Annotated in this window: 14 protein-coding genes; 4 read left to right on the top strand and 10 right to left on the bottom strand. The window is 71.6% G+C overall.

The features are described from left to right. Positions 1 to 65 precede the first annotated feature (65 nt). Positions 66 to 1,430 carry a pyridoxal phosphate-dependent decarboxylase family protein gene (locus tag Saso_RS24465; protein WP_189921656.1) on the top strand — a complete coding sequence of 455 codons (1,365 nt, stop codon included), beginning with the start codon at positions 66 to 68 and terminating at the stop codon, positions 1,428 to 1,430. A gap of 90 nt (positions 1,431 to 1,520) precedes the next feature. Here Saso_RS24465 and Saso_RS24460 read toward each other — a convergent pair whose 3' ends face one another. Further along, positions 1,521 to 2,339 (bottom strand): NAD(P)H-binding protein, encoded by an 819-nt coding sequence (locus tag Saso_RS24460; RefSeq protein WP_189921658.1) that lies wholly within the window; start codon positions 2,337 to 2,339, stop codon positions 1,521 to 1,523. Positions 2,340 to 2,613: 274 nt separating this feature from the next. On the opposite strand from Saso_RS24460, the gene Saso_RS24455 reads away from it, so the two are divergent. Then, positions 2,614 to 4,188 carry a serine/threonine-protein kinase gene (locus Saso_RS24455; RefSeq protein ID WP_189921660.1) on the top strand — a complete coding sequence of 525 codons (1,575 nt, stop codon included), beginning with the start codon at positions 2,614 to 2,616 and terminating at the stop codon, positions 4,186 to 4,188. Positions 4,189 to 4,408: 220 nt separating this feature from the next. Here Saso_RS24455 and Saso_RS24450 read toward each other — a convergent pair whose 3' ends face one another. The 7 genes from Saso_RS24450 to Saso_RS24420 all read right to left on the bottom strand — a co-directional run bounded on the left by Saso_RS24450 (position 4,409) and on the right by Saso_RS24420 (position 14,596). Further along, a complete protein-coding gene (locus Saso_RS24450) occupies positions 4,409 to 5,755 on the bottom strand; it encodes a jacalin-like lectin (protein WP_189921662.1) in 1,347 nt (448 codons plus the stop codon). Positions 5,756 to 6,053: 298 nt separating this feature from the next. Then, positions 6,054 to 6,698, bottom strand: a complete 645-nt coding sequence (locus Saso_RS24445) for a dihydrofolate reductase family protein (RefSeq protein WP_189921664.1) — start codon at positions 6,696 to 6,698, stop codon at positions 6,054 to 6,056. Between the two features lie 153 nt (positions 6,699 to 6,851). Then, positions 6,852 to 9,140: an ATP-binding cassette domain-containing protein gene (locus tag Saso_RS24440; protein ID WP_189921665.1), complete on the bottom strand. Its 2,289-nt coding sequence runs from the start codon at positions 9,138 to 9,140 to the stop codon at positions 6,852 to 6,854. Then, positions 9,137 to 10,036, bottom strand: a complete 900-nt coding sequence (locus Saso_RS24435; protein ID WP_189921667.1) for an alpha/beta hydrolase family protein — start codon at positions 10,034 to 10,036, stop codon at positions 9,137 to 9,139. The genes Saso_RS24440 and Saso_RS24435 overlap by 4 nt, the downstream gene beginning before the upstream one ends. 216 nt (positions 10,037 to 10,252) lie before the next feature. Then, positions 10,253 to 12,352 carry a non-reducing end alpha-L-arabinofuranosidase family hydrolase gene (locus Saso_RS24430; RefSeq protein ID WP_189921669.1) on the bottom strand — a complete coding sequence of 700 codons (2,100 nt, stop codon included), beginning with the start codon at positions 12,350 to 12,352 and terminating at the stop codon, positions 10,253 to 10,255. 374 nt (positions 12,353 to 12,726) lie between these two features. Beyond that, positions 12,727 to 13,644 (bottom strand): GNAT family N-acetyltransferase, encoded by a 918-nt coding sequence (locus Saso_RS24425; RefSeq protein ID WP_189921671.1) that lies wholly within the window; start codon positions 13,642 to 13,644, stop codon positions 12,727 to 12,729. Positions 13,645 to 13,675: 31 nt separating this feature from the next. Continuing rightward, positions 13,676 to 14,596 (bottom strand): alpha/beta fold hydrolase, encoded by a 921-nt coding sequence (locus Saso_RS24420; RefSeq protein WP_203833551.1) that lies wholly within the window; start codon positions 14,594 to 14,596, stop codon positions 13,676 to 13,678. 151 nt (positions 14,597 to 14,747) lie between these two features. On the opposite strand from Saso_RS24420, the gene Saso_RS24415 reads away from it, so the two are divergent. Beyond that, positions 14,748 to 15,290, top strand: coding sequence for a hypothetical protein (locus tag Saso_RS24415; protein WP_189921675.1), 543 nt, complete (start codon positions 14,748 to 14,750; stop codon positions 15,288 to 15,290). A gap of 5 nt (positions 15,291 to 15,295) precedes the next feature. Here the strand turns inward: Saso_RS24415 and Saso_RS24410 are convergent, their stop codons facing one another. Further along, positions 15,296 to 17,035: a SpoIIE family protein phosphatase gene (locus tag Saso_RS24410; protein ID WP_189921676.1), complete on the bottom strand. Its 1,740-nt coding sequence runs from the start codon at positions 17,033 to 17,035 to the stop codon at positions 15,296 to 15,298. A 156-nt stretch (positions 17,036 to 17,191) separates the two neighbouring features. Continuing rightward, positions 17,192 to 17,641: an ATP-binding protein gene (locus tag Saso_RS24405; RefSeq protein ID WP_189921678.1), complete on the bottom strand. Its 450-nt coding sequence runs from the start codon at positions 17,639 to 17,641 to the stop codon at positions 17,192 to 17,194. A gap of 217 nt (positions 17,642 to 17,858) precedes the next feature. Between Saso_RS24405 and Saso_RS24400 the strand changes: the two genes are divergently transcribed. Then, positions 17,859 to 18,386 carry a hemerythrin domain-containing protein gene (locus Saso_RS24400; RefSeq protein WP_189921680.1) on the top strand — a complete coding sequence of 176 codons (528 nt, stop codon included), beginning with the start codon at positions 17,859 to 17,861 and terminating at the stop codon, positions 18,384 to 18,386. Positions 18,387 to 18,525: the final 139 nt, after the last annotated feature.

Below are 18,525 nucleotides of genomic sequence, written 5' to 3'. Positions count from 1 at the left end.
TGACTGGTCAACGAAATCGTAGAGTGGGCGCACCGCGGACGTACCCGGGGAGGAGAGGGAGATCAGTGGACCTTCAGCACTGGCTCGGTCGAGCCGCTCACGCCGTGCAGGACTGGGCCGACACCTTCGGCCCGTACGCGCCCCACCCGTCGCTCGCGGTGGACGACGAGCGCTTCGCCGCCGCCTTCGAGCGGTTCACGGGACGGCTGGAGGACAACTACCCCTTCTTCCACCCGCGGTACGCCGGGCAGATGCTCAAGCCCCCGCACCCCGCCGCCGTGGTCGGCTACCTCACGGCGATGCTGATCAACCCCAACAACCACGCCCTGGACGGCGGACCCGCCACCGCGGCCATGGAACGCGAGGTCGTCGCCTCGCTGGCCACGATGTTCGGCTACGACACGCACCTCGGCCACCTCACCACCAGCGGCACCGTCGCCAACCTCGAAGCGCTCTTCGTGGCCCGCGAACTCCACCCCGGCCGGGGGATCGCCCACAGCGCCGACGCCCACTACACCCATGGCCGGATGTGCCATGTCCTCGGGACGAAGGGCCATCCCGTCCCCACCGACGGCCGGGGCCGCATGGACCTCGACGCACTCGACGACCTCTTGCGCACCGGGGACGTCGGCACCGTCGTCCTCACCACCGGCACCACGGGACTCGGCGCCGTCGACCCGGTCCACCTCGCCCTGCCGATCGCCCGGCGCCACGGCGTCCGCGTCCACGTCGACGCGGCGTACGGCGGGTTCTTCACGCTGCTCGCCGGCGCCGACGGCCCCGAGGGGATACCCGCCGAGCCCTGGCGTGCCGTCGCCCGGTGCGACTCGATCGTGGTCGACCCGCACAAGCACGGACTCCAGCCCTACGGCTGCGGGGCCGTCCTCTTCCGCGATCCCGAGGTCGGCCGTTTCTACCTCCACGACTCGCCGTACACCTACTTCACCTCCGCCGGACTCCACCTCGGAGAGATCAGCCTGGAGTGCTCACGGGCCGGCGCCTCGGCCGCCGCCCTCTGGCTCACCTTCCAGCTTCTCCCGCCGACCCCCGAAGGTCTCGGACGCGTCCTGGCGGCGGGTCGCCGAGCCGCACTCGATTGGTCCCGGCTCATCGACGAGTCACCGTATCTGACGCTCTATCAAAAGCCCGAGCTGGACATCGTGAGCTACTTCCCCGCCCTCGAACCGGCCACCCTGTCCGGCATCGACGCGGCCTCGGGCCGCATTCTCGCCGACGGCATGGCCGCGCCCGACCCGGTCTTCCTGAGCACTCTCAGGGCCGACCGCGAGGCCTTCACCGCACGACACCCCGGGATCACTGCGGACGCCGACGGCGCCCGGATCCTGCGCAGCGTCCTGATGAAGCCGGAGTCGGAACACCACGTCGAGCACCTCCACGCCCGAGTCGAGCACCTCACCGGCCCCCACTGACGGGAGCCCGACGCGGCGTCGTGAGCGGGGAGGCCGCCGCCGTGTTCGTGAAGGCGGGCCCCGATCGCACGCTCGTCACTGCCGTGGTCGTCAGTCCTGGTCGAGGATCGCTGTGACGGTCTGCGCGAGGCCGGTGGGCGGGTGGCCGAGGACGCGTTGGAGGTCGTCGGTCTGCCGCTCCAGCGCGCCGGAGCGCACCTGGGTCTCCAGCCAGCCCTGCGCGCCGGGAGCGGGATCCCGCTCCCGCCGGACGACAGGCCTGCCGGAGACGCCGCTGAGCGTGTCGGCGAGCTCGTCGTAGGTCCACAGGACGCCGGTGAAGTCGTAGGCCCGTCCGACGTGGTGGTCCTCGGTGAGGACGCGGGCCGCGGCCTCCGCGAGGTCGCCGCGGGACGCGGTGTTGATGCCGCGCCCTCCCGTGCCGTCGGCCAGTTCACCCGAGGCGACGGCCGCGCGCAGTCCGCTGTGCAGGAACGCCTCGCTGTAGAAGGGGTGCCGCAGCAGGGTGTGCGGGAGTCCCCCGGATGCCAGTTCACGCTCGGTGGCGTGATGGGCGGCGGTCATGCCGTCGGCCTGCGTGTCGGCCCCGAGGAAACTGGTGTAGACGACCGATCCGACGCCGCCGGCGCGGGCCGCGCCGAGCGCCGCCCGGTGCTGGACGGTACGGCGTGAGGGATCCAGCTCGGGGGAGGAGATCAGCAGCAGCCGGTCGGCGCCCTCGAACGCGGTGCGCAGCGTCGCCGGGTCGTCGTAGTCGCCGAGCCGGACATGGACCCCGCGAGCCGCGAGATCCGGGACCTTGCCGGGGTCACGCACCGCGACCCCCACGCGGTCGGCGGGCACCAGGTCCAGCAACCGGCCGACGACCAGCCGGCCGAACGCCCCCGAGGCGGCCGATACGACAATCATCCACAACTCCTCTGCCGTGCCCACGTCCGGACACCGGGATCACCCTCGACGAGCGGCCGACGGCACGTCAAAGCCTTTTCCACCGGCCCGCACCCCGACGGCCGCGTGCGGCGCGGCCGTCCGGCGGGCAGCGGACACCCGAGCGGCGGACACGCGCCGGGAGCGGGACCCGGCCGGTGAACCGTCCTGGTGCGTGATCGTGCCCGGCGGTTAGGGTCGGGTTCTCCCTGGCCTCGCAGGGATCACACCGTGCCTTCACCGTGGAGACCCTCACATGCCCACGCCCGCGGACATCTGGGCCGACGCCGATCTGCCGGTACGACGTCTCGCCGGAGTCGCGCTCAACCCGTCCACGCCGGCGGACCTGTTGCCGCGGCTCCTGGCGGACGCTCCGCTCGCGGTGCGGATGGTGCTGTGCCGCGACCGCGTCCTTCCCGACGCCGTCGTGGACGCCGTCGTCGCGCACCCCGACGCCCGCACCCGCGGCTTCTTCGCCCAGAACCCCCACGTCGACCCGGCCCAACGGGCCTTGCTGGTCAGGGATCCGGACTGGTTCGTCCGCGCCCACCTCGCCGAGGGCCCGCGTCCGGCCACGACCGGACCTGCCGGGTCCGGGTACCTGCCCGACGACGCCGTCGTGCACATGATCACGACATACGAGGCCGAACTCCTCGGCGGCGGTTTCCATCGGCAGATCTCCGCGGAATTCCGCCGGGCCATGCCCACGCATCCGGAGGCGAGGGTGCGCGCCTGGGGGACCGGGTCATGGAGCGTGCTGCCCGCCGGGACGAGGGCCGCCCTGCTGGCCGATCCCGACGACGACGTGCGGAGAAGAGCCCGGCAGCGCGTACGGGAGGAGGATCCGGTCTGGGTGGAGAGCGTCCTGCCCTCGCACGCCTGTCACGGCCGCACCGACGCCCTGCTCCACCTGCCGCTCACCGCGAAGGTCGTGCGGGGCGTCCTCACCGACCCCTTCGGCGCCGACGACCGTGCGATGATCGCGCGCAATCCGAGCCTGCCTCCCGACGCCGTGGCCCGCCTGGCCGCCGACCCGGATCCGGAGGTCCGGCGCGAGACCGCCTCCCGGGCCGACCTCGGGCCCGCCGAACGCCGGGCCCTCGTGGCGGATCCCGACCCGCGGGTGCGGCGGACGGCGGCCCGGCACCCGGACCTCGGCCCGGACGAGCGCGCCGCCCTCGCGGCGGACGCCGATCCCCGGGTACGTCTGTCCGTCTCCGTCCACCCGGCCTGGAGCGAGGCGGAGAGGGCCGCGATCGACTACCGGGTCCCCGCGGACGGCGACTTCTCCGCCGATCTCCGGCCGCTGCCGCCGCGCGACGCCGAGGCCGTACGCCGGGACGCGCTGTCCGGGCACCCGCTGCTGCGCCGGGAAGCCGCGCGGGAGCGCACACTGCCCCCGGACCTCGTGGCCCGTCTCGCCGTCGACGACGACCTCGGCGTACGCGTGCTGCTCGCCCAGAACCACTCGGGCGCTCCGCCCGGACTGCTGCTGAGCTGCTTCCTCGCGTACACGGGCAGCGGACGCGAACACCTGCTCGCCCGGCCGGACTTCCCCAGCGCCGGGCTGGCCGTCCACGCCGCCGACGATGATCCGGCCGTCCGCGCGCTGGCCGCACGCGACCCGGAGACCGAACCCCACGTCGTCGAACGTCTCACCCGCGACCCGGACCCCGCCGTGCGGGCCGCCTTCGCGCGCCATCCGAACCTCCCGCCGTCACGGCTGGCAGAGCTGCTCGACGACGAGGAACTGGCGCACCGTGCGGCCGCCAACCCGGCGCTGCCCCTCACCCGGATCCGCCGTCTCGTGGCAGCGCTCCCGCACGGGTGACCGGCCGCCGGGTGACGGGCCCGAGGGCTGGGAAGGAGGCGGGGACAACGGGGAGGCGGCGCGGGGCTCAGTCACCGGTGGGGGAGAGGGACCGGTTGGCGATGTCGTTGATGAACGGGCAGCGGCGCACCCGCTCGTGGATGGGCGCACCGGACCCTTCGCCGACACGCCGAACGGCGGCGACCCGCAGGCCGCCGCCGCTCGTCCCGTCCGGGAAAGGTCAGCGCTTCGTGTAGAGGAAGCCGACCTTGTCGATCTCGTCGGCGGCACGCCCGTGGAACCCGGCGATCTGCCAGCCCGACGGCGCGGTCCGCGTCACGCAGTCGGACGTGGTGGTACCGCCGGCCAGGCTCCTGCCCAGGTTCGTGGTGAACTTGGCGTAGAAGATCCGCGTGCGGCCGTCCTTCTGCCCCTGGCACAGCTGGCCCGAGGTGACGTACTCGCCGCTGCCCAGGGTCAGGGACGACGCGGTGCCTCCGGTGCCGCCGTGGGTGAGGACCTTGCCGTTGTCGAGCGTCAGACCGAGGCTGTCCACGCGCGAGCCGCTGCGCAGCGACACACTGACGGCGCGGGCGCCCGCCGGTACGGCGTCGATGTCGGTGTAGTAGTCGCCGTGCGGCCCGCCGTACTGGTCACTGAGCTGGAAGGCCTCGTTGCGCGACCAGGAGAAGCCGACCGCGATCGGGTCGTGGTCGGACAGCATGAGACCGGCGTCGGTGAGGAACTTGGCGTGCTCGTTGTTGTACGACGTCGCGTTGAGCGACACGAGCTTGCTGCTCCGGTAGAGCACCTTGTCGACGACCTCGCAGGTGTTGGGCACGGTCGGCCCGGTCTGGTCGCAGACGAGGGCGTCGCTGCCCTTGGCGGGCGGGGTCCCGCCACGGACGAGCTTCACCCACGCGTCGGTGAGACCGTTGGCGGCGGCGAACTCGGCGATGGTGTCGCCGGCCCGGGTGTAGCGGGTGTTGGTGTCGCCCATGACCACGACGGCGTTGCCCGCCGAGTGGGTGCCGATGAAGGCGGTGAGCTGGTTGAGGTTGTCGGCACGCGAGGCCAGGTCGCCGGCGTTGGTACCGGCGTTGGTGTGCAGGTTGTAGAAGTCGACGTAGACGCCCTCCGCGAGCCGCTCCCGCATGAAGGAGAAGCCCTTGGGTGTCAGGCAGTCACCGGAGTCGATCTGGCACGAGTTCCAGCGGACCCGCTCGAAGTCGTCGGTGTCGTAGGGGAGTTTGGCGAGCGTGTTGAGCCCGCTGCCGATGCCGGCCCCGCCGCTGGTGGGGGTGCGGTAGGCATGCGCGGTGTCGCCGGCGTAGAGGTAGGAGTGGTAGTTGAAGTCCTCCTCGACGTGCACGATGTCGTACGGCGCGATGCGCTGGCCGATGGCCGTGGTGCTGGTGTCGCGGGGGGTGGAGGCGCTGGAGATGATCTCCGGCAGGCCGGCGACGTTGTAGGTGAGGGTGCTGAAGGATCCGGAGGCCGGGTCGGCGGCAGCGGCGGGTGACGCGGTCGCGACGAACCCGCCGCAGGTGATGGCCGCGGCCGTGAGGCAGGTGAGAAGACGGCGCATGAAGCGGAACTCCTGTGAAGTGGGGAGGGGCAGCCGGAACTTACCGCCGGTAACCCTCCCTTGTCGCCGGGTCGGGCACGGGAGATCGAAATTTGACCGCGTGGTCCGGTCCAAGGGACCGGCGGCGACCGACCGAGGGATGTCGACGAGATGAACCTCTCGGACACGCCAGGACGCCTGCGGCCCTACGGCCGTACGTCCCCGCCGCAGCCGCAGCCGCAGCCGCAGCCGCAGCCCCAGCCCCAGCCCGCACCCTCTCCAGCTGCCCGCCTCGGCGTTACCTCTGCCCGCCGCGGCGTTACGCGTCGGGCCCCAGGCCTCGGTCCGGTGCGCTCATGTCCCCCGTCGCGGGCGTGCCCTCGGCGAGCGCGTAGCGCAGGTACACGGCGCCCTTCGGACCGGCCGCCGGCGGCTGGAGGAGCGTGAGGTTCGTGGGCACCGCACCCCCGTCGAACACCTTCTTGCCGACGCCGAGCACGATCGGGTTCACCCAGAGGTCGAGGCGGTCGAAGAGCTTCTCGCGCAGCAGGCTCTGCACCAGGTCCAGGCTTCCCACGACCTTCACGTGCTCGTGCCGGTCACGGATCTCGCGCACCGCGTCCGCCAGGTCGGGGCCGAGCTGCGTCGACCCGGCCCACGGGAGGTCGGGCGTGCCGCGGGAGGCGACGTACTTGGGGACGCTGTTGAAGAGGGTGGCGATCTCGTTGTCCGGGCCGCCCTTCTGGTGCGGCCAGTAGGCGGCGAAGATGTCGTAGGTGCGCCGGCCCAGCAGCAGGGCGTCGGTGCCCTCGTACGCGGCGCCGATCTGCTCACCGGCGGTCTCGTCGAGCAGCGGGGCCTGCCAGCCGCCGAACGGGAACCCCTCGGGGTCCTCGTCGGGGCCGCCGGGCGCCTGCCCGACGAGATCGAGGGTCGCGAACAGTTCGATGTGGATGAGGCCCATGGCTTGCTCCCGCTGTGGTGGCTGTTCCGGTCGAGAGGTAGACCCGCGGGCGCCGGCGGACTCATCGCCGTCACCCCGTCCATCTTCGTCCCCTCCGACCGGTCAGGCTCGCGATGACGGCGGGGCAGGGCAGTGGACGTGCCCGGAGCGTCGTCAGAACTCGGTGACGTGCAGACTCTCGCCGGACGCCGCGCGTACCGTGACGCTCTTGCGTCCCTGTTCGTCCTGGAGGGATTCGATCCTCGGGGTGCGCAGGGTGGTGATGAGGATCGTGGTGCGGACCAGTTCACGCAGGTGAGGAGGGATCTCGACCCCGTCGGCCAGTAGGCGTCTGATCCACACGTGCAGGTCCGCGAGGTGCTCCTCCCGCGCGATGTCCGGTGCGCCGGGGCCGGGAACGGCAGGGCTCCGGGGGGTGGTCCGTCCCGGGCGCTCGCTCCGGTGCCGGGGGAGGTGCTCCGTCAGGTACGGGTCCGTGAAGCGCCCCGGTTCCTTACGCGCGTGCGCTTCCCGCGCGACGCGTTCCTCCTCCAGCGCTCTGAGCATGCGGTCGGCGCCGTCGATCTTGGCCGCGTCGTCGCGCAGCACCTGGGCGCAGGCCTCGTGGTGCAGCCGGTAGACCGAGCGGCCAGCGCTGTCGAGCGATTCGGCGACGAAGGGGGCCGCCGAATCGAGCGCGTCCCGTGCGTGCCCGTCGGTGAGCGTCATGCCGAACATGCGCGAGACGGTGTCCGGCCACAGACCACCCGCCCAGGGCAGACCCGTTCCGTGGGTGAACGCGAGTCCGGTCAGCAGCGCGTTCACGACCGGGTCGGAGCAGCGTGCGGCGAGCGCCCTTCGGAAGGCCTCGGGCACTGTGAGCGGAGACTCAGAGGCGGAGTCTGCCGGTACGGAGCGGACCGTGGCGGCCGAAGACGCGGTCAGCCGCTGGATCTCCAGGCGCAGCACGAGGTGGTTACCGCCCGACCTGCGGACCACGCCGGGAGCTGCCTCCCGGGCGTGCCGCGGGGAACAGCCGCCTGCGCTGCCCGGCCCGTCGGGCTCGAGCAGCAGCCGCGTGGCGAGTTGCAGCAGCGCGTCCCGGTCGTCCTCGGCCCAGCCGTCGAGATCGACGTCGTCGTGGGAGTGCAGGTCGTCCTGACCGGCTGGGCGCCAGGTCGCGACGACGCGCATCTGGCCCACCCGTGCCGCGAGACCGTTGAGGTAGCGTGCGACCCTTTCGGGTTCCGTGACGTCACCCGGTGCGCCGGCCTCTTCGACGCCGTCGACGAGCAGCACGTACGGAGTCACGCGTGTGCGTAGTCCGGCTTCGAGCTGTTCCGGGGGCGTGTCCGGTGGGGCGCCCTCCGACACCGCTATCTCCCTGGTCAGGTCCTCGAGCCAGCGGTGGCGCATGTCGACGGACAGGTAGGAGGCCGACACCTCGGTCCGTGCGTCCGTCGATCGTGCGAGTCGGCGGGACAATGCCCGCAGGAGGGCCGACTTGCCGCTGCCGGGTGAACCGGTGACCGCGAGCCATCGGCGCGGCGGGGCCGGAGCGGCGCACCAGGTCTCGAGGCGTGCCAGCGCTTCGTCCCGGCCGACGAGTTCATCGGGTGTGAGCGGCTGCGGTGATGCCGGGCGTGCTCCCGAAGCAGCACCGTCGCGGGACTTGAGCAAGGCGCGTTGCTCGGCGAGGGAGACGCCCTCGGGCGGCGTGTCGTGGGTGTACCGGGGGTTGGGGAAGAACGGGTGCCCTCCGGGATCGCTCAGCAGGGTGGCGTGCGTCGCGTGCTGGCTCGCACCGGACCTGTCCAGGGCCCGGTTGATGTGATCCACGATGTCCTCGAGCATGAGTTGCCGTGCCCGTGCTCCACCGCACGCCTCACTCGACACGGCCTGTACCAACGCCTCCGAGAACCGGGAGTCCCCGGCGCGTTCGTAGTCGCGGGCCGCCGAGATCACCGAGAACGCCTTGAGGCGCCGGTCCACGTACACCTGGGGTCGCTGGCCGAGGTCCAGGGCCACGCTGTGGGCGGCTTCACTGATGCTCTCTGCCGCGCCCACCGCCGCATAACAGGTGTCGATGACGAGCAGGAGCCGACGGGCCCCACGCTCGTGCATCAGGCGGACCAGATCGTCGGTGCCCAGCGCGGTGGCAGCCGGGCGGTCGGGATCGGAGTCGGCGCACAGGAGGTAGTGCCGGCCGTTGGTGCCGGCGCCGTGGCCCGTGTAGTAGACGACCACTGTGTCGTCCCCGTCGAAGCAGACCTCCGGATCGCCGCCGAGTGCTCCGCGCAACGTGCTGGCGCTCTCGTTGAGCAGGGCGGGGGGAGCGGCGTACCCGAGGGACCGGGTGAACAGCCTCCGCAGACGCTCCAGGTCGCCTCGCACACCGCCGAGTTCGCACAGTTCGCCATGCGCGTAGTCGGACGAACCGGCCGCGAGGAAGAGGCCGTTCACGACGCGAGCCCTTCACCGATCGCCCGCCCGGTGACGCGCGCGGTGAGGTAGCGGATCAGGTCGTGGGCCCGCCAGCCGTTGTCGACCCTACGGTCCTTGAGGGACGAGGCCGCGCCGTGGCCGAGCGACTCGTCGCGCACGTCCGTCTCACCGGAGCGAAACAGGCCGGTCAGCCTCTCCTGAAGGGCCACCACGTCGTACGGGTCACATATGTTGGTCCACTGCCCGACGGCGGACGGCCAGGCCCCTACGCCGCCCCGGGGGCGGGGAGTGAGCCGGTCGAAGACGAGGGGAATGCCCAGCGGAGACCCCAGGGTGACCAACGTACGGACCGAGGGGCCTGCTCCCGCGCACAGTGCTTCGTAGGCGATCACGGAGCCGAGGGAATGCCCCACCACGACTTCTGTGTCGTCGCCGATCTCCCCGCCGACCTTGGCGCGCACCTGCTCACCGATGGCGTCGTCGGCGAGATAGTCCCGTACCTGGCCCAGGAGGCGGAAGAGCAGGGGTTCGGTCAGACGGGTCGCGAACCGGGACATGCTCAGGGCCCGCAGTGCGGCTTTCACCGACTTCGGGGTCCGTGCCTTGGCGCCGGCCATGTTGCCTGGCGGCTGGACGTCGTGAGGGTCCAGGGCAGCCGCCTTGGCCCACCACAGGAGTGCGAGCTGCTGCTCGAAGTCGTCGTCCTGTTCACCGGGGCTGTGGGCCGGTCCGCCCTTGTCGGGCTGGGCGCGGAACACGTCCCCGTAGAAGGCCACCCCTATATCTCCGGCTTCGGGTGCCGGTGTGCCGGCGAGCCCCACGCCGTCGCGCACCGCGTCCGTGATCGGGCCTCGCAGCAGATGCGGTCCCGAGAACTGCCGCCCGATTCCGTGAACAACCACCACCGATGCCATGGCACGGCCCCCCTCGGACCATTGCTCCGCAATGAACCGGCACTGCGGATTTCCGGGAAACGGATCCTTCGGACCTGCCCTGGCACGGAGACCGATACGCGTCACGCCGGTGCAGTTACGTCAGGCGAGGGGGTGGTGGCGATCGCTCACACGTACCTCTGCGCGGTCACGCGATCCAGGCGGAGAGGGGGCCCGCACGGGTGCGGGCCCCCTCGGTCAGCAGGTGGGGTTGGTCTGGGTGAGCAGGGCGAGCCTCCACGGGAGGCTGTTGTAGTCACCGCCGGCGTTCGGGTTGAGCCCCTGGTACAGGTACTGCATCCGGCAGGAGCTGATCGTGAGCGTCTGGTCGTTGCTCGCGCGGATCATCTCGCCGTGGCTGACGTCCCGGGTCCAGGCGCCCGAAGGGAAGGTGACGTTGTTCGCCCGGGCGAAGGGATTGCCCTCGGACGCGGCGAGCGCCGTCCAGCCGCCGCCGAGGCTGGTCGAGGTCCAGGAGCGGAAGTAGCGCCGCCCGTCGGAGCCGATGGCCTCCACCAGGAGCAGGTACTGGTTGGTGTCCTGCACCTTGTACACGTTGCTCGCCTCGAACAGGGCGTTCTTGCTGTCCTGGAGGGCGATGACCGTGTTCGTGAACCCGTTGGGGAACTGGCCGACGGTCGTCTGCGAGCGGTAGAGGTGTCCGTTGTCGTCGGACGAGAACAGATAGCAGTTGGCGCTGTCGCAGATCACCCACATGTCGACCCAGTAACCGTTGCCGATGTTCTGCCGGATGATGTCCGGCATCGACGAGTAGAAGTTGCGGGGTGCGCTCCACCCGTTGGGGTTGCTGATGTCGGGGTTCGTGGAGTACGAGGCGTTGCCCGTCTGGTACACGAGGTACCACAGGCGCTGCGGGGCGTTGTAGAACACCTGCGGCGCGGCCCGGTAGCCGGAGCCGATGGCGGTGCGGTCCAGGTAGTGGTGCGTGGCCGAACCGGCTTGGGACCAGTCGGTGAAGCTCAGATAGACCAGGTTGTAGCCGGAGGACTGGGCGGTGCTGGCGAAGACGTGCCACTTGCCGTTGTGGTAGACGACCGTCGGGTCCTTGATCCCGGCGATGGCGTGGGTCGCGTCCGGTTTCGGGGCGATCAGGGCTCCGCTGGAGCTCCAGCGGAAGGAGGAGGGGAGCGCGGCCGCCGAGGCCTTCGACCCCGCCGACGTCGACGGTGCGGCCGATGTGGCGGCCATGTCCGTCGCTGCGGAGGGTCGTTGAGTCGTGGTGGTGGCCGACCGGCTCGCGGCCGTGCCGCCCAGCGCCGACAGGACGGACTGGTAGGCCGCCTTCTTGCCGCCGTTGTTGTCGAAGAGCAGCGGGTTCTGCCCGACGCGCCAGGAGTCGCTGTCCCGGATGCCCCACACGGTGATGCCGGTGCAGCGGGCGACGTTCATGCACGCCCGTACGCTGCTCGCGTACGCCGAGGGCGACGCCTGGGCGATGTCCAGTTCGGTGATCTGTACGTCGACACCCAGCGCCGCGAAATTGGACAGCGTCGTCTGGAAGGAGGACGGCGGGCCCCCGGCCCCGAAGTGGGCCTGGAAGCCCACACAGTCGATGGGCACTCCGCGCGCCTTGAAGTCGCGCACCATGCGGTAGACGCCCTGGGTCTTGGCGTCGCTCCAGTTCTCGATGCTGTAGTCGTTGTAACAGAGCTTGGCCGACGGGTCGGCGGACCGCGCGGTGCGGAACGCCTCCTCGATGAAGCCGTTGCCGAGCGCGTTCTGGAACACCGAGGAGCGGTGCTGGCCGCTGCCGCCGTCGGCGAAGGCCTCGTTGACGACGTCCCAGGCGTAGATCCGGCCGCGGTAGCGGGACATGAGTGTCGTGATGTGGTTGTTCATCACGCTGCGCAGCGTGGCCGCGTCACCGATGCCGCCGACCCAGCCGGGCAGTTGGGAGTGCCAGACGAGGGTGTGGCCGCGCATCCGCTGACCGTGGGCCTGGGCGCGGTTGACGATCTGGTCGGCGGGACCGAAACTGAACGAGCCGCGCGATCGTTCAGTGGCGTCCCACTTCATCTCGTTCTCCGGCGTCACCGCGTTGAACTCGCGGTCGAGGATGCCGGTGTACGTGCCGTCGCCGAGCTTCCCGGCGGCCGCCGCCGTGCCGAAGTAGCGCCCCGACTGGGCCGCTTGGGCACCGAGGGTGCTCGCGGCCGCGGTGGGCTGGGCGGAAGCCGACTGTGTGGCAGTGGCGGTGCCCGTGGCCAGCAGGACCGAGGTGACCAGCAGGCCCAGAACCCGCGTTCGGCGTCGGCCGACTTTCCTGAGGGGCTTCATTCTTCTCCTCGTACGGTTGAGTGCGGGGGGTGTGAGCGGTGGAACGGCACGGGGTGGGGGCTGATCTGTACATGTCATCCCGGACTGCGTTCCGTATGTCGAACGTTGATTGACTCCGTGAACGTTCTGGAGCATAGGAGCCCCTGACGGGACGTCAATCCCCCTCGCATCATTCGGTTCAGGCGTCGAAAGATTTCGGTTCGCCTCGTGCGACTTGCGCGCCCTGGTCTGCACCCGAAGCGCGGCAGGCGCGGCGCCTGGGTGTGGCACGAGGATCGATGGCTGAATGAGGCGCGTTTGAGCCGACCGCCACTCCGAATATTGCGGCGGCCGTCAACGATCGATGCGAGCTCGCCTCACCTGCTCCGGGCGCGTCAGCTCGTCGCGGAGCGGGGGAGTGCGATCGAGCGGCCTTCCTCCAGGACGCGGTAACCGGCGCTCGTGTAGAGGTTCATCGCCACCTCGTTGCCGCCCCACACGGTGAACATCAGTGCCGAGTCACCGGCCGCGAGGGTCGCGCGTTCGCCGACCGCCATCGCGGCGCGCCCGTGGCCCTTGCCGCGGTGCTTGTCCTGGATGTGGAGGGAGTAGCCGTACGTGACGCCCGGCAGATGGCCGTGCTTCAGCCAGCCGGTACCGATCGGCTCGCCCGCCCGCTCGAGCACCAGGAAGGAGTTGTCCGGTGTGGCCAGGTCCTGGGGGAGCAGCTTCGCGAAGTCGCGGTCGGACTTGCGTGCGGCCTCCGCCGGGCTCAGGGCTCCGGAGCGGACGATGTCGCCGACGTAGGCGCGCTTCTCGGAGGCGAGCCACCCGGGGTATTCGGCCTGCGTCATCGGCCGTGCGGTGACACCGTCGACCGGCTCGGGCGGGGAACCGATGGCCCGCGTCCTGAGCTGTCCGCGGACGGGGTAGTCGCCGAACAGCTCCCCGGCGGGCTCGGTGAGCCGAACGTCCAGGCGGCGTGCCCCGCGCTCCGCGCACCACTGCTCGGCCCAGTCCCGGGCCGCGTGCTCGTGCCCCCGGCCTGTGTGGGGCGGCTCGACCCGCAGGTCGACGATGCGGCCCGCCGGCGTGCCGTTGTCGTCGGCCACGGTCACGGCGACGTGCCCCAGGTACGTACCGGCGTCGGTCACCGCGGCGACGGTCCACCCGCCGACGCCGGCCCGGACCTCGTCCAGCCTGTGCTCCACCGCGCCGACGCCGAGACCGGCCGCGGCGTACGACGCCCGTAACCGCTGCTCGAAGCCCGCACGCCACGCCGTGCTGTCGTCAAGGATGGTGAATGCTGTCACCTGATCACACTAACGACCCGCACTGACACCCTCAGGAGGTGCGACGGATCCGGGCGTGCACGTCGAGGACGGCGGCCGCGACGGCTTCGGGCGCGTCACGAGGGGTGTCGTGCCCGGCGGACACATGGGTGTGGCCGACCAGGTCGCTGAAGGACGTCCGGTGTTCCTCCGTGCCGCGCGGCACGGTCACGGGGTCCTCGGTCGGATCCAGCACGATCGTCGGGACATCGATCACCGGCTTGTCCGCGAGGAGCCGCTCGGCCTCGTCGTACCGTGCGCCGCCCGGCACCAGCCCGTACCGGTGGCGGTAGGAGTGGACGGCGACATCGACGAAATCCGGGTTGTCGAAGGCCGCGGCCGTGCGGGCGAAGGCCTCCGTGTCGATCTCCCGGCCGGGCTCCCACTCCTCCCACAGTTGCCTGGCGATCTCCCGTCGGTACCGGGTGAGGCCGGCGCGACCGCGCTCGGAGTGGAGGTAGTACTGGTACCAGTGGCGGCTCTCGGCGAGCGCGTCCGTCGGCTCGGCGCTCCCGGCGATGTCCTGGATCTCGTTGCCCCCGATCGCGACGAGCCCGCCGACCAGCTCCGGCCACAGCGCCGCGGCCACACAGGCGGCTCGCCCGCCCCAGTCGAAGCCGGCCAGGACGGGCGCGTCCAGTCCCGACTCCCGGATCAGATCGGCGACGTCGGTCCCGATGGCGGCCTGCTGCCCGCTGCGCACGGCCCGCGGGTCGCGGAATCTCGTCGGGCCGAACCCCCGCAGGTACGGGGTGACGACCCGGGCACCCCGCGGGAGGAGGAGCGCCGTGACGGCGTCGTAGGAATGGACGTCGTAGGGGAAGCCGTGCAGCAGGACCACCGGCCAGCCGGACTCGGGGCCCTCGACGCGCGCCCCGATCGCGAGCGTGGGCGTCTCGACGATGCGGATGAGGCTTTCCCCGGAAGTCGTCACGAACAAAACCGTAGCAACGGCCTGTGACACGGCCGCCGAGGTGCGGGAGCCCTCGCGCATACCGCGGAGGAGCGCGACGTGCCGGGGGCATCGACACCGACGGGTCAGTACCGCTTGCGGCGCGCCCGGACGGCGGCCCTGAATGGACCGTATGCAGCGACACGCTCCGGCACACCGCGGCGACGGCGGAAGGCAGCTCGTGCGGCGGTGGCGCCGGACGGCACGGACGCATCTCACCCCTGTGCAGCGGTCGTTGCTGACGACCTGGGTGTCGTTCGGCGTCACCTTCGGCACCGTCAGGGTCATCACGCACGGCATCCGCGGAGGATGGCTGCCCTGGGGGAACATCTCCGTCGGCCGTGAGCACCTGCACCACTACAACCTCGGCATCGCCGCCCTCGCGGGCGTGGGCCTGATCGCCGTGCGGGGCGACGAGCGCGCCGTCGGGCACCCCGTCGTGGCCACCGCCTACGGCTGCGGCAGCGCCCTCATCTGCGACGAGTTCGCGCTGCTGCTCGATCTGCGGGACGTCTACTGGGGCGATCAGGGGCGCATCAGCGTCGACGTCTCCCTGGGCGCGCTGTCGGTGCTGGGCGCCTATCTGACGGCCACGCCGTTCTGGCACGAGATCCTGAAGATCACCGGCGCCCATGTGGCGACCGCGGCCCGGCGCGAGGCCGGCGCCGTCGGCTGAGCCGGTCACTCCAGGGTGCGGGCGTCCGTCGCGCGGGCCGGCGTGCGCAGGGCGAGGAGGGCGACGTCGTCGTCGTTCGCGGTGGGGCGGACACGGTGCAGGAGGTGGTCGGTGAAGGAGGTCAGGGGGCGGTGGGCCAGCGCTGCGGCGTGCTGACGGAGCCGGGTGAGGCCCGCGTCGAGGGTGTGACCGTGCTCCTCGATCAGGCCGTCGGTGTAGAGCAGGAGGGTCGCCCCGGGAGGCAGCTGGGTCGTCGCGTCGGTACGACGCGCACGCGACGACGCGCCCAGGAGGATGTTGTGGCCGTCCTGGAGGTAGTGGGCCAGGCCGTCGTGCGTGATCAGCAGCGGGGGCGGATGGCCGGCGTTCGTCCACGTCAGGTGCCACTGGCCCGTGTCCGTCTCCTCCAGCCGGGCCAGGATCATGGTGGCCATGCTCACGTCGGTGATGTGGTTGAGGGCCTCGTCGAGCCGTTGGACGATCTGACTGGGCGGTTCGCGCAGGGCCCAGGCGTAGGCGCGGAGCATGTTGCGGACCTGCGCCATGCCGGCCGCGGCCTCCAGGTCGTGGCCGACGACGTCGCCGATGGCCAGGGCGGTGGCGCCGTCCGAGAGGGAGAAGGCGTCGTACCAGTCGCCGCCCACCTGTGAGGCGTCGGGCGCGGGGAGGTAGCGGACCGTCATCTGGAGTCCGGGCACCCGCGGCATCTGCGGCAGCAGGTGGTTCTGCATGGTCTCGGCGACCTTGCGCTGACGCTGGTACAGGCGCGCGTTGTCCAGCGCGAGCCCGGCGCGGCGCGCGATGTCCTCGATGAGGGGGAGGTCGGCGGCGTTGAAGTCGCCGGGCTGCTTGGCGCGGCCCAGGGTGAGCGCTCCCAGGACGGCGCGGGTGCTGCGGACCGGGGCGATGGCGGCGGAGTGGATGCCGGTCGCGTCGAAGAGGCGGCGCTGCTCGACGGCGATCCCGGAGTCGGGCGCCCCCTGGTAGGTCTCCGGTCCCGCCAGGGTGGACGCGACTCCGCGCAGCGCCCTCGACAGCGGCATCGGAGACCGCTCGGGGATGGGCGGCATCGGTCCCTGGAGTTCCTCGTGGCCTATCAGGGTGTCGCCGTCCGCCTCGGTCACGACGGTCCGCCACACTTCGTCGCGTTCGGTGATCAGGTCGATGATGATCCAGTCCGCGAGCCGCGGTACGACCAGCCCCACCAGCCGGCCCAGGGCCTCGTCGACGTCCAGGGTCGAGGTGAGCCGCGCGGTGGTCGCCGCCAGGAGGGCCAGCCGGTCGATCTCGGGCAGCAGGGCGGAGGCGGGCCGGGCTCGCGTGTCGGGTTCGGGCACGGGGCGCGCATGGAAGACGACGAGGGTCCCGTACTCGTGCCCCGGATGGCCGAAGGGTGTGACCAGCCATGCGACGGGCAGCACGGACCCGTCGCCCAGCGCGAAGTAGTCCTCGTCGCCCTGGGCGGTGCGTCCGGCGTGGAAGGCCTGGCGCATGCCGCACTGGCTCTGGGGCAGGGGTTGGCCATGGGCGTCACGGTGCAGCAGGTCGTGGGCGTCATGGCCGAGGAGTTCCTCGGCCGTGCGGCGCAGCAGCTGTGTGCCGCGGACGTTGACGGCGACGATCCGGCCCTGCTCGTTCACGACGTAGGCGCCGGTGCCGAGGGCTTCCAGTGCCGCGCCGGCCGGGTCCGCCGGTGCCGCCCCGGGCAGTGCGCCGTGGGTGTCGGTACGGTCCGGTCCTGCCATGCGCTGATTCTCCTCGACTGACGGGCGGGCCGCCCGCTCGGCGGCGTCCGCTCTCCCGACTGCCCAGGCGAGGGTGCATCCACCCTTCGGAGGCGATCCTGCCGCCCGTATCCGGCCGCCGGGGGGGGGAGAGAGACCGGCCGGGCGAGGGGTCCGCTAGCGCTCGCCGCCGTGCAGAGGCAGGTGGGCGACGACCTGCTTGCCTGTGCCGTGGGCGGTGGTGTCCAGCCGGTCGCACAGCCGGGTGACCAGGTGCAGACCGTGGCCGCCGACGCGCCGTGCGTCGTGGGCCCGCAGGCGCGGTGGGCGCGGCGAGCTGTCGCTGACGGCGATGCGCAGCAGGGTCGCGTCGGGGTGCACTTCCAGCGCCAGGGCGCCCGGGCCCGGGGCGTGGCGCAACGCGTTCGTGACCAGTTCACTGACGACGAGCTGGGCGTCCTGGCTGGGCCGGTGCTCCGGGGAGTGGCCCGCCTCGGCGAGCAGGGTGCGTACGGCCGTTCGCGCCCGGCCGATCGACGCGTCTGCCGTCTCCCAGGTGGTCCGGTACCGCAGCGGCGCCGCGGGCTGCCCTTCGTCCGATGCCCGGTTCTTGAGCGGGGTGACCATAGAACTCTTCCCGTGGGTCGTTCCTCGTTGTTCATCGCGGGTTGTCGTTGTCGCTTGGATTCGCGTACCCGCGCTCGCTGCGTTCATGGGGAGGTCCCGCCCACACCGGGCCGAGGGACGGGAGCGGCGGCCGGACGGGTGAGGGGGCCACTGAACGCGCGGAGCGGGGGTAGTCGGATCCGGCAAGGTTCCCCGCAAGGAAGTGGTGTCCTTTCCCATGGCCGAGACCAACACCAGGACCGAAGCCCCGACCGAGACAGCGACCAGGGACGTCGTCGAGCTGATCCTCCGCGACCACCGCAGGATGGAGGATCTCTTCCGGCTGATGCGCAGTGTCGAAGCCGACCGCGCTCAGGCACTGCGCGAGTTCGCCGATCTGCTGATCGCGCACGCGCACGCGGAGGAGGCGAAGGTGTACCCGGCCCTCAAGCGCTACAAGAAGATCGACGACGACGAGGTCGAACACGGCGAGGAGGAGCACGAGGAGGGCAACAAGGCGCTCCTCGCACTCCTGGAGGTCGACGAGGTCGGCTCCGACGAATGGGACTCCAAGCTGGAAGAGCTCGTCGAGGCGGTCACCCATCACGCCGACGAGGAGGAGCGCACGATCCTCAACGGCGCCCGCGAGAACGTGGCCATGGAGCGCCGCGAGGAACTGGGTGACGAGTTCCTCGCCGAGCGTGAGCGTCAGCTCGGGACGGACTGCGGCTCCGTGGAGAACGTGCGCCGGATCGTCGGCTCCTGACCGCGACCGCCCGAAGCGGGTGCGGACGACAACACGCGGGCGGTGACGCGCTGGCGGTGACGCGCTGGCGGTGACGCGCGGGCGGTGACGCGCGGGCGGGGAAGCGGTGCCGGAGCTCGGCCCCGGCCACCCCGCCCTG

Origin of the sequence: Streptomyces asoensis (assembly GCF_016860545.1) — a bacterium.
Lineage (GTDB): Bacteria > Actinomycetota > Actinomycetes > Streptomycetales > Streptomycetaceae > Streptomyces > Streptomyces asoensis.
This window is presented reverse-complemented; position numbering and strand designations above follow the sequence as displayed.

What these genes read in the sequence shown, in the direction of transcription:
- Saso_RS24460 (WP_189921658.1), bottom strand. Translation starts at nt 2,339, where the DNA reads ATGATTGTCGTATCGGCCGCCTCGGGGGCGTTCGGCCGGCTGGTCGTC.
- Saso_RS24455 (WP_189921660.1), top strand. Translation starts at nt 2,614, where the DNA reads ATGCCCACGCCCGCGGACATCTGGGCCGACGCCGATCTGCCGGTACGA.
- Saso_RS24450 (WP_189921662.1), bottom strand. Translation starts at nt 5,755, where the DNA reads ATGCGCCGTCTTCTCACCTGCCTCACGGCCGCGGCCATCACCTGCGGC.
- Saso_RS24445 (WP_189921664.1), bottom strand. Translation starts at nt 6,698, where the DNA reads ATGGGCCTCATCCACATCGAACTGTTCGCGACCCTCGATCTCGTCGGG.
- Saso_RS24435 (WP_189921667.1), bottom strand. Translation starts at nt 10,036, where the DNA reads ATGGCATCGGTGGTGGTTGTTCACGGAATCGGGCGGCAGTTCTCGGGA.
- Saso_RS24430 (WP_189921669.1), bottom strand. Translation starts at nt 12,352, where the DNA reads ATGAAGCCCCTCAGGAAAGTCGGCCGACGCCGAACGCGGGTTCTGGGC.
- Saso_RS24415 (WP_189921675.1), top strand. Translation starts at nt 14,748, where the DNA reads ATGCAGCGACACGCTCCGGCACACCGCGGCGACGGCGGAAGGCAGCTC.
- Saso_RS24410 (WP_189921676.1), bottom strand. Translation starts at nt 17,035, where the DNA reads ATGGCAGGACCGGACCGTACCGACACCCACGGCGCACTGCCCGGGGCG.
- Saso_RS24405 (WP_189921678.1), bottom strand. Translation starts at nt 17,641, where the DNA reads ATGGTCACCCCGCTCAAGAACCGGGCATCGGACGAAGGGCAGCCCGCG.
- Saso_RS24400 (WP_189921680.1), top strand. Translation starts at nt 17,859, where the DNA reads ATGGCCGAGACCAACACCAGGACCGAAGCCCCGACCGAGACAGCGACC.